Annotated in this window: 15 protein-coding genes and 1 pseudogene; 5 read left to right on the top strand and 11 right to left on the bottom strand. The window is 71.3% G+C overall.

The genetic code is table 11. The annotated features are described in order from the left end of the window. Positions 1-260 (bottom strand): excisionase family DNA-binding protein (locus tag ACGFYN_RS46265; protein ID WP_393872009.1); only part of this gene is annotated, 260 nt, incomplete at its 3' end. 89 nt (positions 261-349) lie between these two features. On the opposite strand from ACGFYN_RS46265, the gene ACGFYN_RS46260 reads away from it, so the two are divergent. From ACGFYN_RS46260 to ACGFYN_RS46250, 3 genes and pseudogenes are all read left to right on the top strand, one after another. Then, positions 350-640, top strand: a complete 291-nt coding sequence (locus ACGFYN_RS46260) for a hypothetical protein (protein ID WP_393872008.1) — start codon at positions 350-352, stop codon at positions 638-640. 490 nt (positions 641-1,130) lie between these two features. Then, complete coding sequence (locus ACGFYN_RS46255; RefSeq protein WP_393872007.1) at positions 1,131-1,478, top strand: hypothetical protein; 348 nt, start codon at positions 1,131-1,133, stop codon at positions 1,476-1,478. Positions 1,479-1,480: 2 nt separating this feature from the next. Further along, positions 1,481-2,153: pseudogene (locus ACGFYN_RS46250) on the top strand (nucleotidyl transferase AbiEii/AbiGii toxin family protein). 148 nt (positions 2,154-2,301) lie between these two features. Here the strand turns inward: ACGFYN_RS46250 and ACGFYN_RS46245 are convergent. From ACGFYN_RS46245 to ACGFYN_RS46200, 10 genes are read right to left on the bottom strand one after another with little or no spacing between them, the layout of a single operon-like run. Next, on the bottom strand, positions 2,302-3,222 hold the full coding sequence (locus ACGFYN_RS46245) for a replication-relaxation family protein (RefSeq protein ID WP_393872006.1): 921 nt from the start codon (positions 3,220-3,222) through the stop codon (positions 2,302-2,304). Next, complete coding sequence (locus ACGFYN_RS46240) at positions 3,222-5,870, bottom strand: ATP/GTP-binding protein (RefSeq protein WP_393872005.1); 2,649 nt, start codon at positions 5,868-5,870, stop codon at positions 3,222-3,224. The genes ACGFYN_RS46245 and ACGFYN_RS46240 overlap by 1 nt, the downstream gene beginning before the upstream one ends. Beyond that, entirely contained in the window at positions 5,810-6,520 is a 711-nt protein-coding gene (locus tag ACGFYN_RS46235; protein ID WP_393872004.1) for a hypothetical protein, read from the bottom strand. Before ACGFYN_RS46235 ends, ACGFYN_RS46240 begins: the two co-directional genes overlap by 61 nt. After that, complete coding sequence (locus ACGFYN_RS46230) at positions 6,514-7,626, bottom strand: C40 family peptidase (protein ID WP_393872003.1); 1,113 nt, start codon at positions 7,624-7,626, stop codon at positions 6,514-6,516. The genes ACGFYN_RS46235 and ACGFYN_RS46230 overlap by 7 nt, the downstream gene beginning before the upstream one ends. 32 nt (positions 7,627-7,658) lie before the next feature. Continuing rightward, complete coding sequence (locus tag ACGFYN_RS46225) at positions 7,659-10,385, bottom strand: hypothetical protein (protein ID WP_393872002.1); 2,727 nt, start codon at positions 10,383-10,385, stop codon at positions 7,659-7,661. A gap of 1 nt (position 10,386) precedes the next feature. Continuing rightward, entirely contained in the window at positions 10,387-10,749 is a 363-nt protein-coding gene (locus tag ACGFYN_RS46220; RefSeq protein ID WP_393872001.1) for a hypothetical protein, read from the bottom strand. After that, positions 10,746-13,448 carry an ATP-binding protein gene (locus ACGFYN_RS46215; RefSeq protein ID WP_393872000.1) on the bottom strand — a complete coding sequence of 901 codons (2,703 nt, stop codon included), beginning with the start codon at positions 13,446-13,448 and terminating at the stop codon, positions 10,746-10,748. The genes ACGFYN_RS46220 and ACGFYN_RS46215 overlap by 4 nt, the downstream gene beginning before the upstream one ends. After that, positions 13,445-14,026 carry a hypothetical protein gene (locus ACGFYN_RS46210; protein WP_393871999.1) on the bottom strand — a complete coding sequence of 194 codons (582 nt, stop codon included), beginning with the start codon at positions 14,024-14,026 and terminating at the stop codon, positions 13,445-13,447. Before ACGFYN_RS46210 ends, ACGFYN_RS46215 begins: the two co-directional genes overlap by 4 nt. Then, on the bottom strand, positions 14,023-14,364 hold the full coding sequence (locus tag ACGFYN_RS46205; RefSeq protein WP_393871998.1) for a hypothetical protein: 342 nt from the start codon (positions 14,362-14,364) through the stop codon (positions 14,023-14,025). Before ACGFYN_RS46205 ends, ACGFYN_RS46210 begins: the two co-directional genes overlap by 4 nt. Continuing rightward, the gene (locus ACGFYN_RS46200) at positions 14,361-15,296 is read right to left on the bottom strand and encodes a conjugal transfer protein (RefSeq protein ID WP_393871997.1); all 936 of its coding nucleotides are present in this window, start codon (positions 15,294-15,296) and stop codon (positions 14,361-14,363) included. The genes ACGFYN_RS46205 and ACGFYN_RS46200 overlap by 4 nt, the downstream gene beginning before the upstream one ends. A 532-nt stretch (positions 15,297-15,828) precedes the next feature. On the opposite strand from ACGFYN_RS46200, the gene ACGFYN_RS46195 reads away from it, so the two are divergent. Both ACGFYN_RS46195 and ACGFYN_RS46190 read left to right on the top strand, forming a co-directional pair. Continuing rightward, a complete protein-coding gene (locus ACGFYN_RS46195; protein ID WP_393871996.1) occupies positions 15,829-16,071 on the top strand; it encodes a type II toxin-antitoxin system Phd/YefM family antitoxin in 243 nt (80 codons plus the stop codon). Continuing rightward, positions 16,068-16,514, top strand: a complete 447-nt coding sequence (locus ACGFYN_RS46190; protein WP_393872010.1) for a PIN domain-containing protein — start codon at positions 16,068-16,070, stop codon at positions 16,512-16,514. Before ACGFYN_RS46195 ends, ACGFYN_RS46190 begins: the two co-directional genes overlap by 4 nt. Positions 16,515-16,788 lie beyond the last annotated feature (274 nt).

Genomic DNA, 16,788 nt, shown 5'->3' with positions numbered 1-16,788 from the left:
GCCCGCAGCTCAGCCTCCTGCGCCTCCAACGAGGACTCCTGCCCGGACGAGCCGGACACGCGCACATACAGCAACTCCAGACGCGGGCGCGAAGTTGAAGAGTCACTCCCGCGCTTCATGTTCTCCACATCAACCGAGGAGAACCGGCGCTCACGACCGACCCACGTGAAGGGGATCTTGCCGTCCAACGCCCACTGCCGAAGCGTCATCGGGTGTATCCCGAGACGCTTCGCAGCCTTGGACATACGCAGCAACTCCATGCCCCGCAACCATACATGCACAACACTAGGGATAACTAATGAAGTTGGTGAGCCTCCTCCACACAGAGTGGAACCCGCACAACGTGCTCGTGTCCGCGGACAGAGCCCTCCTCGTGGACTGGGGATGGGCCTCCACCGGCGCCGCCTGGATTGACCCCGCGCTCTGGCTGCTCTGGCTGGTCGCGCACGGCCACACCTGCGATCAGGCGGAGCGTGCGGCCGCCGCCCACCCAGCTTGGGAGCTCGCCCCAACCGAGGGCCTCAATGCCCTGGCCCGCGTCCAACGCCGCCTCTGGGACTCCATCGCGGCTGAGAGCACCGACGACTGGGCGACCCCCGTGCAGGAAGCGGCACGTTCCTGGGAGGAGCACCGAAGGTAGGCCGCCTGGCCTTGATGTCGCCATGTGCCGGGAACTGCCGACGCCGCCCTGATCGTCAAGGCGGGCGTCCCCGCCGGTGACCGTGCGGACGCTGGTGCGCTCGGGCCCGTACGGGCCTCCCGCGCTCGCTCCAGCCGCCCGCAGAGCGGTCCGAGGAGCCGGACCTGACGTATCTCGTGGCCCTGGACCCGGCCGAGGTGCGCATCGTCGCGGGACGGGCGCCCCGGGACGATGCGCATCCTGCTTCGAGGACGCCTCGCATCACTTCCTGGCGCGGGAGGTGCGCGTCGGCTGAACCTGTGGTGCCGTACCGCGGTGAGCACCCGCGCCTCGCCCGGTGACCGATCCGCGCCTCTGGACCTTACGTCCCGTGGAGCTCCAGGTTCCGCTATGTAGGGTCCGACTGGGACCGCTAGGCTTGCTTCTGCGTGGTGTGGTCACACTGTCATCGGTCTCATCTCACGCCTTCGGCAGAAGGGAGGGCGAGGACATGAGTGAACAGGTATCGGGTGCCGCTGAGGTGTCCCGCTGGGCGCCAGCGTCAGACCAGCTGCCTGGCAGTCTGGCTGAACTCCGCGGCCCCGCCCAGGGCACTGTCGTCTTGCCTCTCCATCTGGCGTGGTCGGGTTTGCGCGCGTTTGATCTTGGTGATGAGAAGCTGCTGCTTGGGATGTACCGGATTGTCCTTCTAAACGGCAAATACCAGGATTTCATTCGCTATCTCGACGCTGCGCAGTTGGTCGCTTACTGGCCGACCTTGCGCAAAATGTTGGGCCGTGGTGTGCGTACCGCGTGGGAGGCTCGCTTCGCGCAGCTGAGGCCGGCGGCCGCAGCGTGACACTGCCCGACCTGCCCGGCCATCATCGCCGCCTGCTGGCGGACGCGCTCACCGCCGGTCGACCCTTCGGACTTGCCTTGATGGGAGGCTATGCCGTTCAGGCTCATGGCATTGTCCACCGGCCGAGCCAGGACCTCGACTTTGCCACGGAGCATCCGGCAGCCATGAGCCAGATCGTCGAGCATCTGAAATCACAGCCTGAGCGAGCGGGGCTGGCACGTCACGGTCATCGATGTCGCTCCGCTCAAGGCCCGATTCCTCGCCACCGATCCCGCAACCGGATCCGCGTGCGAGGTGGACCTTCTCAAGGAGGTGCTCTGGCGCCCGCCGGTCCTGCTGGACGTCGGCCCAGTACTCGATCTTGACGATCTGATCGGCACGAAAGTGCGCGCGTTGGGAGACCGTGGCCTGGCTCGTGACGCGATCGACGTCCACGCGGCCCGTCACCACTACAGCAGGGCAGAGCTGGAAGGCCTGGCAGAACGGCGCCCGGAGGAGTTCGACCTGCACGAGCTCCATGACCGGCTGGAAAGCCTGGAATGGATCAGCGACGCGGAGTTCGACGCTTACGGATTGGACGCCGCCGCCATCAGCGAGCTGCGCAACTGGGCGCAAGAATGGATGGGCGACCTGGCCCAGCGGCTCGCTGAACCCTACGCGGACCCAGACGAATAGCAGCTGCATGCGGCATCGGTCCAGTCGCGCATGTATCGCAAGGAACGTCGGTCCCCTCGCCTCGTGTCTTCCCGACCAGAGGTGGCTGCATGAGCTTGCCCGGGCCTGGGTCCGGCACGGGGCGTGCGGTCATGGCTTCGACGGGCGTTCACAGTTCAGTCCACGGCTGGGGCTGGCCGCCGGTGAGCGGTGCCCATACCGGCGCGGTGGGGCGGTGGGTTTCGAGGTCTTCCAGCACGGCGGCGCCGAGGGGGACTTGCTGGGCCATGGTGGCGACGAGGGGGTGCTGGGCGGTCATGGCCTTGAGGTCGCTGATGCGGCCGTTCAGGACGTGGCGGGTGGCGGCGGTGAGGACGAACAGGATGCGCGGGAAGACCGGGTACCAGCGCAGCCAGGTCGGGCCGGTTGCGGGTGTGGGGCGGCGGGGGCGTGGCCGGCCCACGGGCTGGGGCTGGTAGGACCACAGGCGGGCGTAGTCGATGAGTTTCACGGCGAGGCGTTCGCCGCTCATGGTGGCGCGGTCGACTTCGACGAACGCCCGTAGTTTGCGGCGTTCGTCGCCGGTGATGGCGGTGTAGTGCAGGACGGCGTCGGCGGCCACGCGTTCGCCCTCGCCGATGGCGTGGGAGACCTCGGGTGTCCAGTCCCAGGGGCCGTGTTCGTCGCCGCGGTGGCGGGCGTCGGCGGCGAAGGCCAGGTGGGTGCGCAGCACGGTGAGGGTGTGCGGGGTGCGCAGGGAGGCGGCTGTGGCGGAGGTGATCGGGTAGGGGGGCCGTCCGCGCAGGGCGGGCCAGTCCCGGGTCAGGCGGGCGCCGTCGGGGGTGAGGAACCAGGCGCGGGTGCGGTGCGACTGGGGCAGGACGACATAGTCGGCCAGGCCTTGCTCGCGCAGTCTCTTCAGCGGGCCGGAGAGAACGAACCGTGTGGCCCCCGGGCGCAGCAGGAGCAGGAGTTGGCCGGTGGTGGCCATGCGGTGCTGGCTGAGCGCCGCCAGGAGTTGATGGTGGAGCGGCTCGGTCGGGCTGGGGGCCAGCCCTGAGCGCGTGGGTGGGAGGGTGTCCGCGGTCATCAGTCGAATTCCTTCTTGTCCAGGTCGACGGCGGCCGCCTGGCCGTGAGCGGCCGGCGCGGCGTGGGGGGCGAGGTGCGTGAGGAGGGCGGTGACTCGGAGGTGCTGGCCGGCGGCCCGGGCGGTGAGCGTCTCCAGTGGTGCGGTGTGTGCGGTGGTGCGGGCGGCTTGGTCGAGGGCCGCGGTCTGGCGGGGCCGGGCGAGGTCGGCGAAGACGTCGTCGAGGTGCGGGCCGGTGATCTGGGCGGGCCCGATCCGGCGGCCGCCTACGGTCAGCGACATGTAGTGCTCGAAGCGGTTCAGGGCGGCGACGACCTCCGGCCCGGGCGCATCGCCCCATTCGGCGGTGATCGGCGCGATCGCGGAGCGGGAGCCCGCGGTGCAGGCCAGGGTGGAGGCGTTTTGCAGCAGGGAGTGCCGCACCGGGCCGGGCAGTCGGGACAGCAGTTGGGTCATGCCGTGGACGTGGCACTTGTATTTGCGGAAGTCCTCGAACATGGCGGCGATGGTTTCGGGTGCGGCGCCGGTGAGTGTGATCAGTTCGTCGAAGTACGGGCGGAACGGCACCCGCTGGGATTCGGGGATGGTGCGGCGGGAGCGCGCGGCCCGCAGCAGGTCCCGGGCGAGCAGGGCGGTCAGCAGCCGGTCGGTGGGGCCGTTGCCGCCCGGGCACACCCACACGATCATTCGTGTGTCCATGGCGGCGCGGATGTTGTAGGCGCCGTCGGGCTGTCCGAGAAAGGCGCGGGTGACCGGGTTGGCGGCCAGCCGGGTGATCGGGTTGAGGACCACGGCGAGCGCGTCCGGGGACAGGGTCGGGAACACGGTGTCCCACCAGGCGCCAGCCTCCTCGTCCAGCCGGTCCTGCACCGCCGCGAGCGCTACTGTCCTAAAGGCGTCGTCGGCGAGCAGGGCCCGCACCTGAAAGAGCGTGGCCTGGTCTGCGGGCCGCCCGGCCCGGCAGGCGGCCTCGTTGACGGCGACCAGCACCGTCAGGGCCGCGGTGAATATGGTGATCGCGCGCGGGGCGGTCGCGTCGTCCCAGGCGAGGACGGCCGCGCAGGCGTCGACGGTGGTCTCGACGACCTCGTGCGCGATCTGGCCCTGGTGCATGCCGATCGGGTTCCACGAGCTGAGCTGCGCGGTGGGGCCGTGGGCGTTGAGGTCGATCAGGGCGATGCGCTGCATCAAATGGTCGTGGGCGAGGAAGGGCCGGGCGCGCGGCCAGGAGTCGCCGTGCGGGTCGACGAACATCAATCCGCCGCCGGCGTGCGCCCAGCCAATCGCCTGGGCCAGGGCGCGTTCGGTCTTGCCGCCGCCCGCCTTGCCCACCCCGACCTCGAACAGCGTCTCCGCGGCATGGGTGGCCACCAGGCGGCGCCGGCCGTCGGGGGTGCGGTAGATGCCCTGCAGCAAAAGCTCCGGATTGCCGAACGTGAAGGTGGGCAGGTCGTCGGCGAGCAGCGGCACCCGGCAGTGCACGGTGGGCGGCTTGAGCAGACCGGTCAGTTCCTCCAGCCGCACCCAGTTCGCCCTGGGGGGCTGGCAGTGCCCGAGCTTCCAGCGGCGCTCGAATGCACTCCGTGTGGGCCAGTGGTCGGCGCCGATCCGCCACGGCCCCAGCCGCCAGCCGCGCATCGCCCACCGGGAGCGGCCGCCGAAGACGTCGAAGGCGGCCTGGAGTTGGGCGAGCCGGGCCTGGGCGCGGCCCTCGATGTTGGAGGCGCACATCACCAGCAGCTGTACGCGCACGAGGTGGTCGTCCTCGGCGAGCTTGCCCAGCGCCTCCACCGGGTCCACCCGGCGCGGAGTGGGCGGCATGACCAGCCGCCGCCCCCCTCCCGCGCTGCGGCGGTCGCCGAGCAGCTGCTGCAGCTGCCACGTCACCGAGTCCTCCACGCCGGCGGCGTCCTGGCGCAGCCAGCGGGCGGCCCGCTGGCTCTCGCGCCGCTCGGTACGGCGGGCGTGGGCCATCAGCTGCAGGCGCCGTGCCCGCAGCGTCCACTTGGGGGCCCGCTGGAGGTCGAGGCGGATCTCGGCGAGGTCGCCGAGCTCGGCCCGCAAGTCGGCCACGGCGTCGACGAGCGGCTGCAAAGGGTCGGGTTCCAGCGGCACCTCGCGCAGCGGTGCGGTGAGGCGGCCGCGCAGGATGAACTCCGCCCGCGCCACGTGCTCCCGGGCCTTGTCGGCGATCGGCCGGCCGCGGCTGACCGTGACGCCCGGGCCGAACGGGGTGATGGCCAGCAGCCGTTGGGCGCCGGCCGGTCCCTCGATGCGGTAGCGCAGCGGCGTGCTGCCGTCCGCGCGTAGGCGGATCTGCACCGCCTTGGTTCGGCGGGGTGCCCACCAGGGCATGGCCGTGGAGGCACGGGCCAGCTGCACACCGCGGCGGAAGATCTCCTCCAGGGACGGCTCGAAGTGCCGGGTGGGTACCAGCTCCAGCGCCATCCGCTCGGCCGAGGCACGCACGGCGAGCCGGCGCACCACCAGCGTGCCGATGCCCCAGCATGCGGCGATGACCAGGGCGAACAGGTACCAGTGGTCGTACAGCCAGAGCATGAGATGGGCCAACGCCATCAACAGGCTGGCTACCTGGCCGGTCGGCGACCCGTTCGCCCCGTAGTTGAGGTGCGCGGCAGCGCAGTCCACGTGGATACCCCCTCCTTCGACATGCTGCGGGCGAAGTACCAATCGGTGATGCGGTTGTCGGTGAAGGTGCCGCCGCGGTCGGTGCCGGCCCACACCAGGTGCACCACCGCCTTCGTGGCCTCGCCGTCGCGGCGGGCGATCGCCGCCTGGATCCGCAAGCGCGCCGTCGTGAACGCCGGGGCCAGCGCCCGGTGTGGGCCGGGAAAGACCGTCGGCCAGGTCGCGCGGCCGACGCCGGTGGCGTCCGCACGCAGCAGCGCCCGGCCGGCGACGAGCAACTCCCGTTGGTCGGCGGTGGGAAGGTCCGCGGGCCAGGCCGCCTGCAGCAACCGTTGGATGACGTGGTCGCCTGCTACGCCCTCACCGTGCGGGGGCAGCGCGGACGGGCGGGCCGGCGGCGTCGAGGCGGCGGCCTTGGGTGTGCCGGCAGGTGTCGCACGGACCGACGACGGCGTGCCAGCCGTTGGCACCGGCAGGGCAGGGGATGCGTGTGTGCCTGCCGTCGCGGTCGCAGAGGGGGTCGGTGGCGGCGCCGAACCCGGCGGCTGGTGGCCGGGCGAGCCTTGCAGCAGGGTGATGCCGGCGAGGCCGAAGGCGACGGCGCTCAGCACCAGCAGGCGAGGGGAGCGTGGCGGCGAAGAGGTCACCACGGTCGCGCACCTCCCGCGTAGCCGGACATGGCGTCGACGGCGTCCAGGCGTACGACGGTGCCCGGGCGGGCGGCGTTGACCATCTGCCCGCCGCCGACGTAGATCCCGACGTGGTAGATCGTGGCATCGTGGCCCGGCGCGTAGGCGTAGAAGACGAGGTCGCCCGGCTTGAGCGCCCAGGGGCCAAGGACAGCGGGAATCCGCTTCCCGACACGGGCCTGCGCGGCTGCGGTGCGTGGCAGGCGGATCCCGGCCCGGGCGTACGCGTAGGTGGTCAGTCCCGAGCAGTCGTAGCCGCGTGTGCTCGCGCCGCTCTTGCCGCTGGGCGAGCAACAGAAGCCGGCCGAGGGGCCCTGGGCAGTTCCTCCGCCCCACGCGTAGGGCACGCCCCGCTGGGAGAGAGCCGCCTCGATGACCGCACGGGCCTTGCCGGAGACGTTCTTCAGGTCCGGGCCCCTGGCGGCGGCCGTGTACTGGTCGATCCATCCCGTCACGTTGGTCACGTACTCGCTCGAGTGGTTGTACTGCAGGATCGCGGCCTTCAGTTGGGACCGCTTCGTCAGGTCGCGGCCGCCTCCGCACAGGTAGATCGCGGCAGTCAGCGCGGCGTCGTCGGCGTTGTGCGGGTCGGCCCTCTTGTCCCCGTTGCCGTCCGTACCGACCGACTCCCAGGTCGCGGGCATGAACTGGAACGGGCCGACCGCGCGCTCACCCTGAGGAGTGCCGTCCCACTTACCGCCGTCGGTGTCGGGGAAGTCGGTGGTGTTGCCGCCGGCGCCGGAGCCGTTGAGAAGCACTCCGTAGATCTTGGGGCGGATGTCGCCGTTGGCTGCGATGCTGCGGCTGGCGGCGTGATTGGACTCGATCTTGGCGATCCCGGCGAGGATCGGCCAGCGCATGCCCGCGCACTTGGGCACATGCGTGCCGACGTGCTGCGCGGCCTTCTTATAGGCGGTCAGCATGCGTGGCGGGATGTCCGCGGCGCTGCCCCCTTCGGCGATCCCGCCGTCGTCCTGCCCGCCCGTGGCCAGCGCGACGTAGGCGCTGATCGCGTTCCCGACCGGCGCGGCGCAGCACACGGCGGCGAACATCAACAGCGCCAGCACACACCCCCATCGGGCCAGGCGTCGGCCCCGCCTCACTCGCCGTCACCGTCTTGGTGCTCGCGACTCCACCGGGCCCGCATCGCGCGCAGCGCCTCGGCCTTGCGCATCGCCTCCCGCACCGCGCCCGCATTGTCCGTGCTGGCCGAGCCGTGCGTGTCTGCCGATTCGTCCGTCTCCCGGACCGGTGGCGGGCTGATGAACGACGAAGGCGGTGGCGCCGTTGGCCGTGGCCCAGGCGGACTGGACGGAGCTGGCCGGGGCCCACGCCGGGATGCATCAGGGTTCGCGCCGCGCGTGCCAGGGGAGGTGGAAGTGCGGCGGGGGGCCAGGCGGCGGCTGCTGAAGGGGCTGGTGCCGCCGCGGTCGTTGGTGTCCTCGCGCATGAGGCGGGCGACGTGGCGGCCGGTGTCGGTCCAGGCCCGGCTGTCCTCGCGGACGGTGTTGCCCCACACTCGCACTTGCTGGCGGGCGTCTTGGGCGTAGCGTGAACCACCCGCCCTGGCACGCCGGACGTTGGCGTTGAGGCCGAGTGTCGCCCCGTAGGCGGTGCGTCCGCCGCGGTGGAGGATGCGGTAGCCGCGGAAGCGGACCAGCCGGTTGTGGGCACGCGTCGACAGCAGGGTGCGGTCTGTGTTCTGGTCGTGCAGTACTTGCCCTGTGCGCGGGTCGACGACCTGGCCGTCCTCGTTGCGATACCGGTCGGCCGGACCGCCGCCGGGACGCCGCGGCCCCGAACCTCCTGGACCAGGGCCGCCGTCCAACGGGCCACCCTCGGGAGGGTCGCCGTCGGCGGTGGGCTTGCGCCATTTCGCCAGCTGCTCGCGGTCCGGGCGGCGGCCGACCAGCAGCCCATACGCGCCCTTCCCGCCGAGCCGGACCCCCAGTGCGCCGACCGCGGCGGCCGCGGTGAGCGGGGCCAGACCCCGGCCGGCTTCGGCCGTAGCGTCGGCGAGCACCCTGCCGGTGTCGACGGGCATCCCCGCACCGTCGGTGAGGGAGGCGAGGGCGCCCATGAGGCGCTGGCGGGTGCCCAGCAGCCCGAACCGGCCGCCCCCGCCGGCGGTGAACGCGCGCCGCCCGGCGCCGTAGCCGCCGAGTGCGGTGGGGGAGTTCATGGCGAGGGCGGCGCCGAGTTCGGAGGTGTCGCCGGGCAGGTGGGTGCCGCCGACCTTGGCGTAGCGCATTCGCATGGCCATGCGCCGGCCGAAGGAGGTGATCCCGGTCAGCAGGCGGCGGTGCCCGGCGGCGCCGGCGATGGCGAGGACGTCGATGAGCAGGATCCGCTCGACCATCAGGTCGGGGCCGTGGGTGAGGGTGGCGTCGACGGCGATGCCGAAGAACGGCACGAACGCGCTGATCGCGACGACGGCCAGGATCGCGATCCCCCACAGGGACAGCCACTTCCACACCGACTGGCGGGCCGGTCCGGGCAGCATGCCCGCGACGAACGTGATGCCGCCCGCGGCGGCCGCGGCCACGCACACGCCCTGGGTGCCGAGCAGGACGATGGCGCTGGACAGGAGCATGCCGCAGACGAACAGGGCGGCGATCAGTAGGAGTCCGGCGCCCCCGACGCGCCACCAGGTGGGTTTCTGGGCGTAGTCGGCGCAGGCCTTGCCGACATCGCCTGCCTTCTTCATGTCGGCGAGGAAGGCCGCGAACTCCTGATCCTCCTCGCTGACGACCGGGTGGGCGGCATCCAGCAGCTCACCCCCCGGGGTCAGCGCTGGCAGCCCGTCGCTCTCGCAGACATCCTTGGCTTGGCCGTCGAGCAGCGAGCAGTTGTCCCCCGTGTTTTTGGCGGCGCGATCGCGCTGGCAGAACTTCTTCGCCGGGCCCTTGATGAGTCGGCAGGGGTCGTTCTTGTCGTCCTTCTTGGTGGAGCCGGCCTTGTATCCGCCGGCCACCCACTTCAGGTGAACGGCGTAGGCCTTGCGATCGGAAGCCTTGGCGGGGTCGAGGATGCGCCCGTACTCGAGCAGCATGTACGGCTTGACGATCAGCGCGTTGGTGATGGAGTCCTGCAGGGGGCGGGCCACGTCTGCGCCGGAGACCGGTGCTTGTGCGTCTTCCTTGAGGCACTTGGTCTCGGCGTGGCCGGCCATGCCGTCACAGGGGCTCTTGGAGGCGAGTTTGCCGCCCCAGTCGTAGGAGTTGACGCTCTGCTGGGCGACCTCGGCGGCCACCTGCTGGGACTGGCCCAGTGGGCCGTCGGGGCCCAGGAGGGTGTCGGGGCGGATGAGGGCCGAGGCGGCGATGGCGCCGATGAGCAGGGTGAGGAAGATTTCGCCCAGTCCGCGGCCCACCCGGCCGCGCACGATCATGAAGGCGGCGAAGACGAACGCCCAGGCCAGCAGCAGCCCCTTCAGGCCGAGGCTGTCGACGACGATGTGGTCGTAGGTGTCGGCGACCTTCTGCGCGGGCCGGGTGAGGATCTTCAGCAGCGGGAAGCGGAAGGCGACCTCGATGGCCCACCCGGCCAGGCCGACCAGCAGCCGGATCAGGGTGAACAGGCCGGACAGGGCGAAGGAGAGGGCCTGTGACTTGAAGTCGACGATGGACCCGCTGGACGCGTTCAGCTCGTACCCGTTGATCAACACCCCCTCGGAGGAGGTGATGTTGAGCGGGGCGAGGAAGTCTCCGGCCTCGCTGGTGCTGCTCGCCGCGTAGACGACCTGGGTGTTGACCATCAGGAACGCGCCGGTGACCACCACGACGAAGCCAGCTGAGCGCAGGGTGGCGCGGTCGGGACGCACCATGTCAGCGCCGTCCTTGCTCGCTGGCGCCGTGGCGCCGCCACACCAGCAGGGCCGCGACTCCGGCACCGGCGGGCACCAGCCGGAGGGCGGCACCGACGGTGTCCGGCTCCCTGTCGGTGTGCTGGGCGTTGGTGGAGGCGCTGCGCTCGCAGTACGCCTTGCCGGGACCGGTGATCAGATCGCACGGATCCTGGTCTGCGGCACGTGCGTCGGAGGCGAAGGCCCGGCCGGTGTGCGGCCACCACGCCTTGGGCAGCCCCGACTTGGCGGCCAGGACCAGGAGGGCGACCGCGAGTGCGATCACGGCCAGCACGCTCGCGGCCGCGACGAGGCGACGGGCGCGGCCCGAGGAGGAAGGAGTCATCGGGCGCCTTCCCTCGGTCGGGTCCCATCCCCCTGGCCGGCCGGCGACTCAAGCGACTCAGGCGCAGTCGGGGTGGGAGCGCTGGTGCGGCGTCCTGGCGTGGTGGTGATGGAGGTGGCGATCCGGGGGATGCGGGGGATGGCGACCTTGATGCGGCCGGTGTTCTGCCGCGGGCAGGCCAGCAGGAACTCGCCCTCCCGGCCCCTCTGGCCGATGGGGGACAGGCCGGTGGTGACCAGCCGCAGCAACTCCGGGTCGGCTGGGTCGAGGCCGACGAACTCCAGTCCGCGGCGGGCGCGTTCGCGATCCGCGGTGCGCGCGAGCGCACGGTAGGCCATCAGGCCGCGGTCGGGGCCGAGTTCGTCGGCGTCGTGGGATCCGGCGATGAGGCCGGCGCCGTGCTTGCGGCCGTCGTGGAGGATCTCGTGGACCAGGGCGGTACCTTCGGCCGACGAGGTGAGCCAGTACAGCTCGTCCAGCACGACCGCGGTGAAGCGTTCGGGGTCCTCGAACGCGGTCTGGCGGGCGAGTGCGGCGATCAGGTAGAGCACGGCACGACCGATCAGCGCCTCCAGCGGCTGCTGGTGCAGTACTTCGGGCTGGTCGAAGGCCTGCTTGGGTGGCAGCTTGAGACCGGTGGTGGTGATCACGATCATGTCGGAGGCGCTGGAGGCGTCCAGCCGAACCGGCGGCAGCATCGGGTCGAACACCATCGCCGCCAAAGGGCTGGTGGCCACGACCCGGATGAGCCCGGCCAGGGTGGCGGCCGCGTCCTGGCGCCTGCCCGCCTCACGGGTGGCCATCTCCTCGAGGACCTGAAGCACGCGGTGCATGGACGGGGCGTCGCTGAGCGCGGCCTGTTCGACGGCGTGATGGAGGACCTCGCCGCCTGTGCTCATCGGGCCGATGCCGAGTTGCAGGGTGAGGTAGGACAGGGCGTAGTGCCGTCCCTCGGGCCCGTCGAACATGCGCAGCGGGTCGATGGACACCTCGGCCTGGGCGGCGTCGACGATCTGCACGCGGCCGGTGGCGGCGGTGCGGGCGAAGGTGGCCCACTCGCGCACAGGGGTGCGGTCGATGCAGATCGCACAGCCGCCCCGTGCCCACACGGCTTCCGCGATCAGTTTCTGCAGGACGCTCTTGCCCGCGCCGAGGTCTCCGATGATGCCCATGGAGGCGGAGGCGTCGACCTTGGGCGCATCCGCCAGGTTGATCATGACGGGGCGGGTGGTGCCGCAGTCCAGGTCGATGCCGAGGAACATGCCGTTCGGGTCGCCGACCTCCGTGGTGGTGAAGGCACCTGCGAGCGCCCAGTCCTCGCTGATCTGGTGCTGGGTGAACTCCCGCACCACACCCGGGCGTACGGTGCCGGGCAGGCCCAGGGTGAACAGGGCCTCCTGCAGTCCGGCCGGGCGCACGGCCCGGTAGTCGGCGCCGCCGAGCAGGGCGGCCAGCGCCCTTGCGCGGGCGTCGCAGAGGGCGGCGGTCGACCCCCACACGGTCAGCACGGTGACGGACTGCACCTCCACCTCGACGGAGGTGCGGGACAGCCGGGCATCCAGCTCGCCCAGATCGCGGGCGGCTTCGGTGAGGGAGGCGGGCATGCCGGTGGGGCGGGCGTCGTACTGGTCGGCCTGGTCGATGAGTTCGTTCTTCTTGCGCCGCACCTGATCGCGCGCCTTCTCCGCCGGGACCAGGGTGAGGTCGACCGTGTAGTCGACGGGGAAGTCCAGCGTCTCCAGCTGCGCGAACAAGTCGGCAGCGTCCTGACTGACCGCCGGCGGGCACTCGGCGAGCGCCAGCTGTGCCTGGTAGCCGATACCTTGGTCGGTTTCGATCTGCAGCCAGCGCCGCCCGAGCGGCGATGTGGTGTGCAGCCGCCACCAGGCGGTGCGGCCCGAGCGCGTGAGTTGGCCCGTGCTCTTGAGGTCGTCGATGTCGTCGAGTTCGGCGTCGATGCCGCCTTCCTGCAGGCGGACTTGGCCGAGGTCGGCGTAGCTGGGGGAGCGCAGGACGCCGTCGCGGACCTGTCCGTCATACAGGCCGCTGGTTTCGGCCTCGGCGAGCAGGGGCTCGGCGAGGCCGCGGTGCAGGGCGTGCTGGATCATCCAGACGATCTCCGCCGGGCGGGCCGGGCGGAAGGCGATGCCACCGGCCAGCGCGGCTTCCACCCGTAAGACCTGCTCGCGGTAGGCGGTCACCTCCCGCAGGGACACCGGCGCCGGACGCACGCCCAGCAGCGGCGACAGCTGCGCCCATGCCGCGCCGAGCGAGGCCGACAACTGCAGCCGGCCAGGCTCGGTGTGCAGCGGTACGGCCAGCCACAGGGTGCGGCGGTGCATCTCCTGGCCGTCCAGCAGATCGAGGGTGGCCTCGACGTTCTCCACCCATGGATGTGGCCCCGAACCCGCTGCCTGGTGGGCCGGTTCGATGCCCTCGATCATGTTGAGGGCGATCTCTCCCGGGTCGACCTGCGCGCACAGCCCGAACAGCCGTGGCGCCCCGGACAGCGAGCGCACCAGGTGGGTGATCTTCGCCAGCTGTTCGTCGCGGACCGCAGCGGGGACATAGGTGCCCTGGATGGTCTCCTCGCGCTGCCCTCGCTCGTTGGGGCCGGGGTGGAGGCGGTACAGGGCCCACACGCTGCCCTGCGTCGACCACACCAGATGGCCGGCGATGTGACGGATCGGCACTCTCACCGCGCACCTCCGCTGTGCTGGGCGCGGGCGAGCAGCTGCTGCACACCCGACACCGGAACGGCCGGGAGGGCGGTCAGCTGTGCTGGGCGGTGCCCGCGAACGCGGCCGGCAGCCGGGCGTCGGCCCGGGTGCGCAGCCCGGCCCGGCGCGCGCCTGCTGGGCCGAGCCGGCATCGCTGGTGCGGTGGCGGCCAGCCGGGGTGCGCCCTCGATGGTGAAGCCGCCGAGCAGCGGCCGGGGGGCGCGGTCGCGGGCGGCCCGCCCACCGATGCGCCCGCCACGGGGCTGCCAGCCCAACAGCACCCAGCCCAGTGCGGCCTGCATCGGGGCGCGGCCGCGGATCTTCGGCCGGCGCACCGCCCAGATCGCCAGCACCCACGCCACGATCGGCATCGGGCCCAGCCAGGACCACCAGCTGATCGTCTTGATGAGGAGGAAGCCACCGCCGACGGCGAGGGCGATCTGCGCGGGCGTGTAGGGGCCCAGGGGGATCTTCCAGTCGGCGACCTTGCCCAGCACCCAGGGGTGGCGGCGGGCGGTGGTGTAGAAGCGGCCCACCCGTGCCGCGGCCGCGGTCACAGCAGGCCCCTTGACCCGGACGAGCGGTCATGGCCGGACGGGAGTTCGGACCGGACGACGACGCGGTGGGCGGGTGCGCCCTTGGACGGGTGCTTCACCTCGTCGGTGAACATGTTGGCCAGGTCGTTGCGCGCGTTGTACAGGCCAAGCGCGATCACCATCAGCAGCAGGGCGCCGATGCCCGCCTTCAGCGAGAACTTCTGGATCATGATGACGACCACGAGGACGACCAGTCCGGTCTGCAGGCCCTTGGTCGCCCAGTTCCTGAACATGTCGATCCAGCTGTTGCCGAGATCGTCCAGCTGCCCGGCAAGCATCAGGCTGTGCAGCGTGGTCACCGCAGCCTCCCGTCCTGGACGGTGCCGCCGGACTCCAGCGCGGCGACCTCCCACCGGCCGGAGCGGGCCCTGAGCGTGAGCTCGTAGGCCAGCGGCCAGCGCCCGGAACCGTCCCGGGCCTCAACTGCCACCTGCACATGGACTTTTCTGCCGTCGGGCGGGACCTGGTCGGCGGCCGCAGCCTGTTCGACGGCGGACACCTGCTGGACGGACAGCGAGGTGTAGGGGGCCGGGGAGACGGCGCTGAGGTGCACGCCGGGCGCGAGGTAGCGGTCGACCTCGCCGGCCCCGGTCAGGTAGGCGGCCAGGAACTCCCCGACCGCGGCGGAGAGATCACCGTCCGGGACGATCACCGTGTAGGGCGACGTCGTCTCGCCGGCGCGGGCCGGGCCGGCCACCACACCGGGCGCCCCGGTCACCGTGAACGAGCTCCCCGTCCGGTCGGCGGCCACCGGCACCGTGTAGTAGCGGACCCAGCCGTCGGCGTACTGCGCAGCCACCGTCACCGACCACGAGCCGCCGCCGGTCTGCGCACTGCGCAGCGTCATCACCGCCTCCAGCGCCGACTGCGCGCCCGCCGCCGGTTCGGGCAGGTCCACGTGCGGCGCCATCGACTGCGCAAGCCGTGCCTGCGCACTCGTGGCGTCGTCCGCGCTGCTGCGCAGCCACGCACCGACGAACAACTGCGCATAGCCGCCCGGGTCGGCGGCGCCCGCCGTCGCGGTGCGCACGGCGGCGGGCCTCGCCGCGGTGGCCTCGACCGTGGCAGGGTGGGAGGCGAGGGCGACGCACAGGGCGAGGGGGCCGGCCGCGATGACGGTCCAGGCCGCCACGCGGGACAGGCGGACCCGGCGCCGCATCGCCTCCAGCTGGGCGGCGGCCGCCATCGGAGCAGCGGCCTCGCCGGGTGAGGCCTGCGTGCCAGGGGACATGGTCAATCTCCCAGGTCAGAACGGACGTTGCTGACCTCGAGACAACCCGCCGCCCCCGACCAGACCATCGACCACCACAGGCCGACCACGGTCACGATGGGGACACGACGTCCGTGGTCGGGGTCATGGTCGCCCCGACCACAGACCCGACCACGGGCCGGCTGCGGGCCCGTGACAGAAACAGCACCTTCGGCACACTGCTGCCGGCCGACGACCGTTGCGCGACCGTGCACCGGGGAAGCCGCGCACTCATCCCTGAGTACCGCCCAGGGCGTGGCAGGCGCTTGCGCAGTGCGCCGCCCGCACCTGTGCAAGAGAAGATCAGGAACTCTCCGGCGACTGCGCAGCCGGATCGCGCAGCACGACTGCGCAGGATCCTCGCCCCGATGCGCAACCGACCGTTTCGGCTGCGCGATCGGGCCGTGCGGTGCAACGGCATGTGGCCGCCCGGAACCGTGGAAACCACCGCTCCTCGGCGCCCTCACGTTGTGTACCGGCGTCTTCACCCACATGGTGTAGTAACATGTACTACATGGAGACTACGGCCCGAGAATTCAACCAGAAGTCCTCGCAGATCCTCGCTGCAGCAGCACGCGGGGAGACCGTGACCGTCACCAAGAACGGCGTCGCGGTGGCCCGGGTGGTGCCGATCAACGAAGAGGACGTACCCCCGCACCCCACGGACCCCATGGGAGCGATCGACCTTCCCGACCTCGGTCTTCCCGACCTCACCGACGACGAAATCGAGGAGACTCTCAAGGGAATGGGCGCCTGACCGTGATCGCAATTGCCGACACCAACGCCCTGTACCGCCTCCTCGATCCGAAACTCAACGGCCATGAGGCGCACAAGGAAGCCCTTGTGGCAGTCAGTCACCTCGTCATTTCCCCCATGGTCCTGGCCGAACTGGACTACCTGATTTCGGCACGGGCCGGAGCCCGCAAAGCCCTCACCGCAGCTCGGTTCATTGAACGCAACACGGTCATGCGCCGCTTCGAGATCCCGCCCCTGGCCGCGCACCTGAGCGCGGCGATCGCAGTCGCCGAAGGCTACGCCGATGCCGACCAGGGCAAAGGCATCGGACTGACCGACGCCATGAACGTCGCCCTGGCCGCCGCCTACCGGACCGAGACCCTGTTCACCACCGACCGGCACTTCCGCATGATCCGGCCCTTGACCGGACACAAGGCATTCCGCCTTCTGCCCGACGACCTGTAAACCGGGCCGACACCACACAAGACCGGCTCCCCGTCGGCGTGTACAGCCGCACTGCGCGGTCGGCGCGCCAGATCCTCGACCGGTCGCGCAGCACAAGTGCCCAACGTCGGCCCGGTTTTGTGCAGCCAGGCTGCGCAGCCCTCGCCGCGCCGGGTTGAGGATTGCATGCTCGGCCCGGTCATCACCTGAGACCTCCGAGGATGCCCCGGCCTTCGGGCCGGGGATGAATCGGACTCCTGCGGAGCAGGGCAGGGAACGGGGTTTCGCCCTCAGG

Source organism: Streptomyces sp. NPDC048419 (assembly GCF_043200415.1).
GTDB lineage: Bacteria > Actinomycetota > Actinomycetes > Streptomycetales > Streptomycetaceae > Streptomyces.
The sequence above is the reverse complement of the archived record's forward strand: the minus strand, read 5'-3'. Positions and strand labels throughout refer to the sequence as shown.

What these genes read in the sequence shown, in the direction of transcription:
- ACGFYN_RS46255 (WP_393872007.1), top strand. Translation starts at nt 1,131, where the DNA reads ATGAGTGAACAGGTATCGGGTGCCGCTGAGGTGTCCCGCTGGGCGCCA.
- ACGFYN_RS46245 (WP_393872006.1), bottom strand. Translation starts at nt 3,222, where the DNA reads ATGACCGCGGACACCCTCCCACCCACGCGCTCAGGGCTGGCCCCCAGC.
- ACGFYN_RS46225 (WP_393872002.1), bottom strand. Translation starts at nt 10,385, where the DNA reads ATGGTGCGTCCCGACCGCGCCACCCTGCGCTCAGCTGGCTTCGTCGTG.
- ACGFYN_RS46220 (WP_393872001.1), bottom strand. Translation starts at nt 10,749, where the DNA reads ATGACTCCTTCCTCCTCGGGCCGCGCCCGTCGCCTCGTCGCGGCCGCG.
- ACGFYN_RS46200 (WP_393871997.1), bottom strand. Translation starts at nt 15,296, where the DNA reads ATGTCCCCTGGCACGCAGGCCTCACCCGGCGAGGCCGCTGCTCCGATG.
- ACGFYN_RS46195 (WP_393871996.1), top strand. Translation starts at nt 15,829, where the DNA reads ATGGAGACTACGGCCCGAGAATTCAACCAGAAGTCCTCGCAGATCCTC.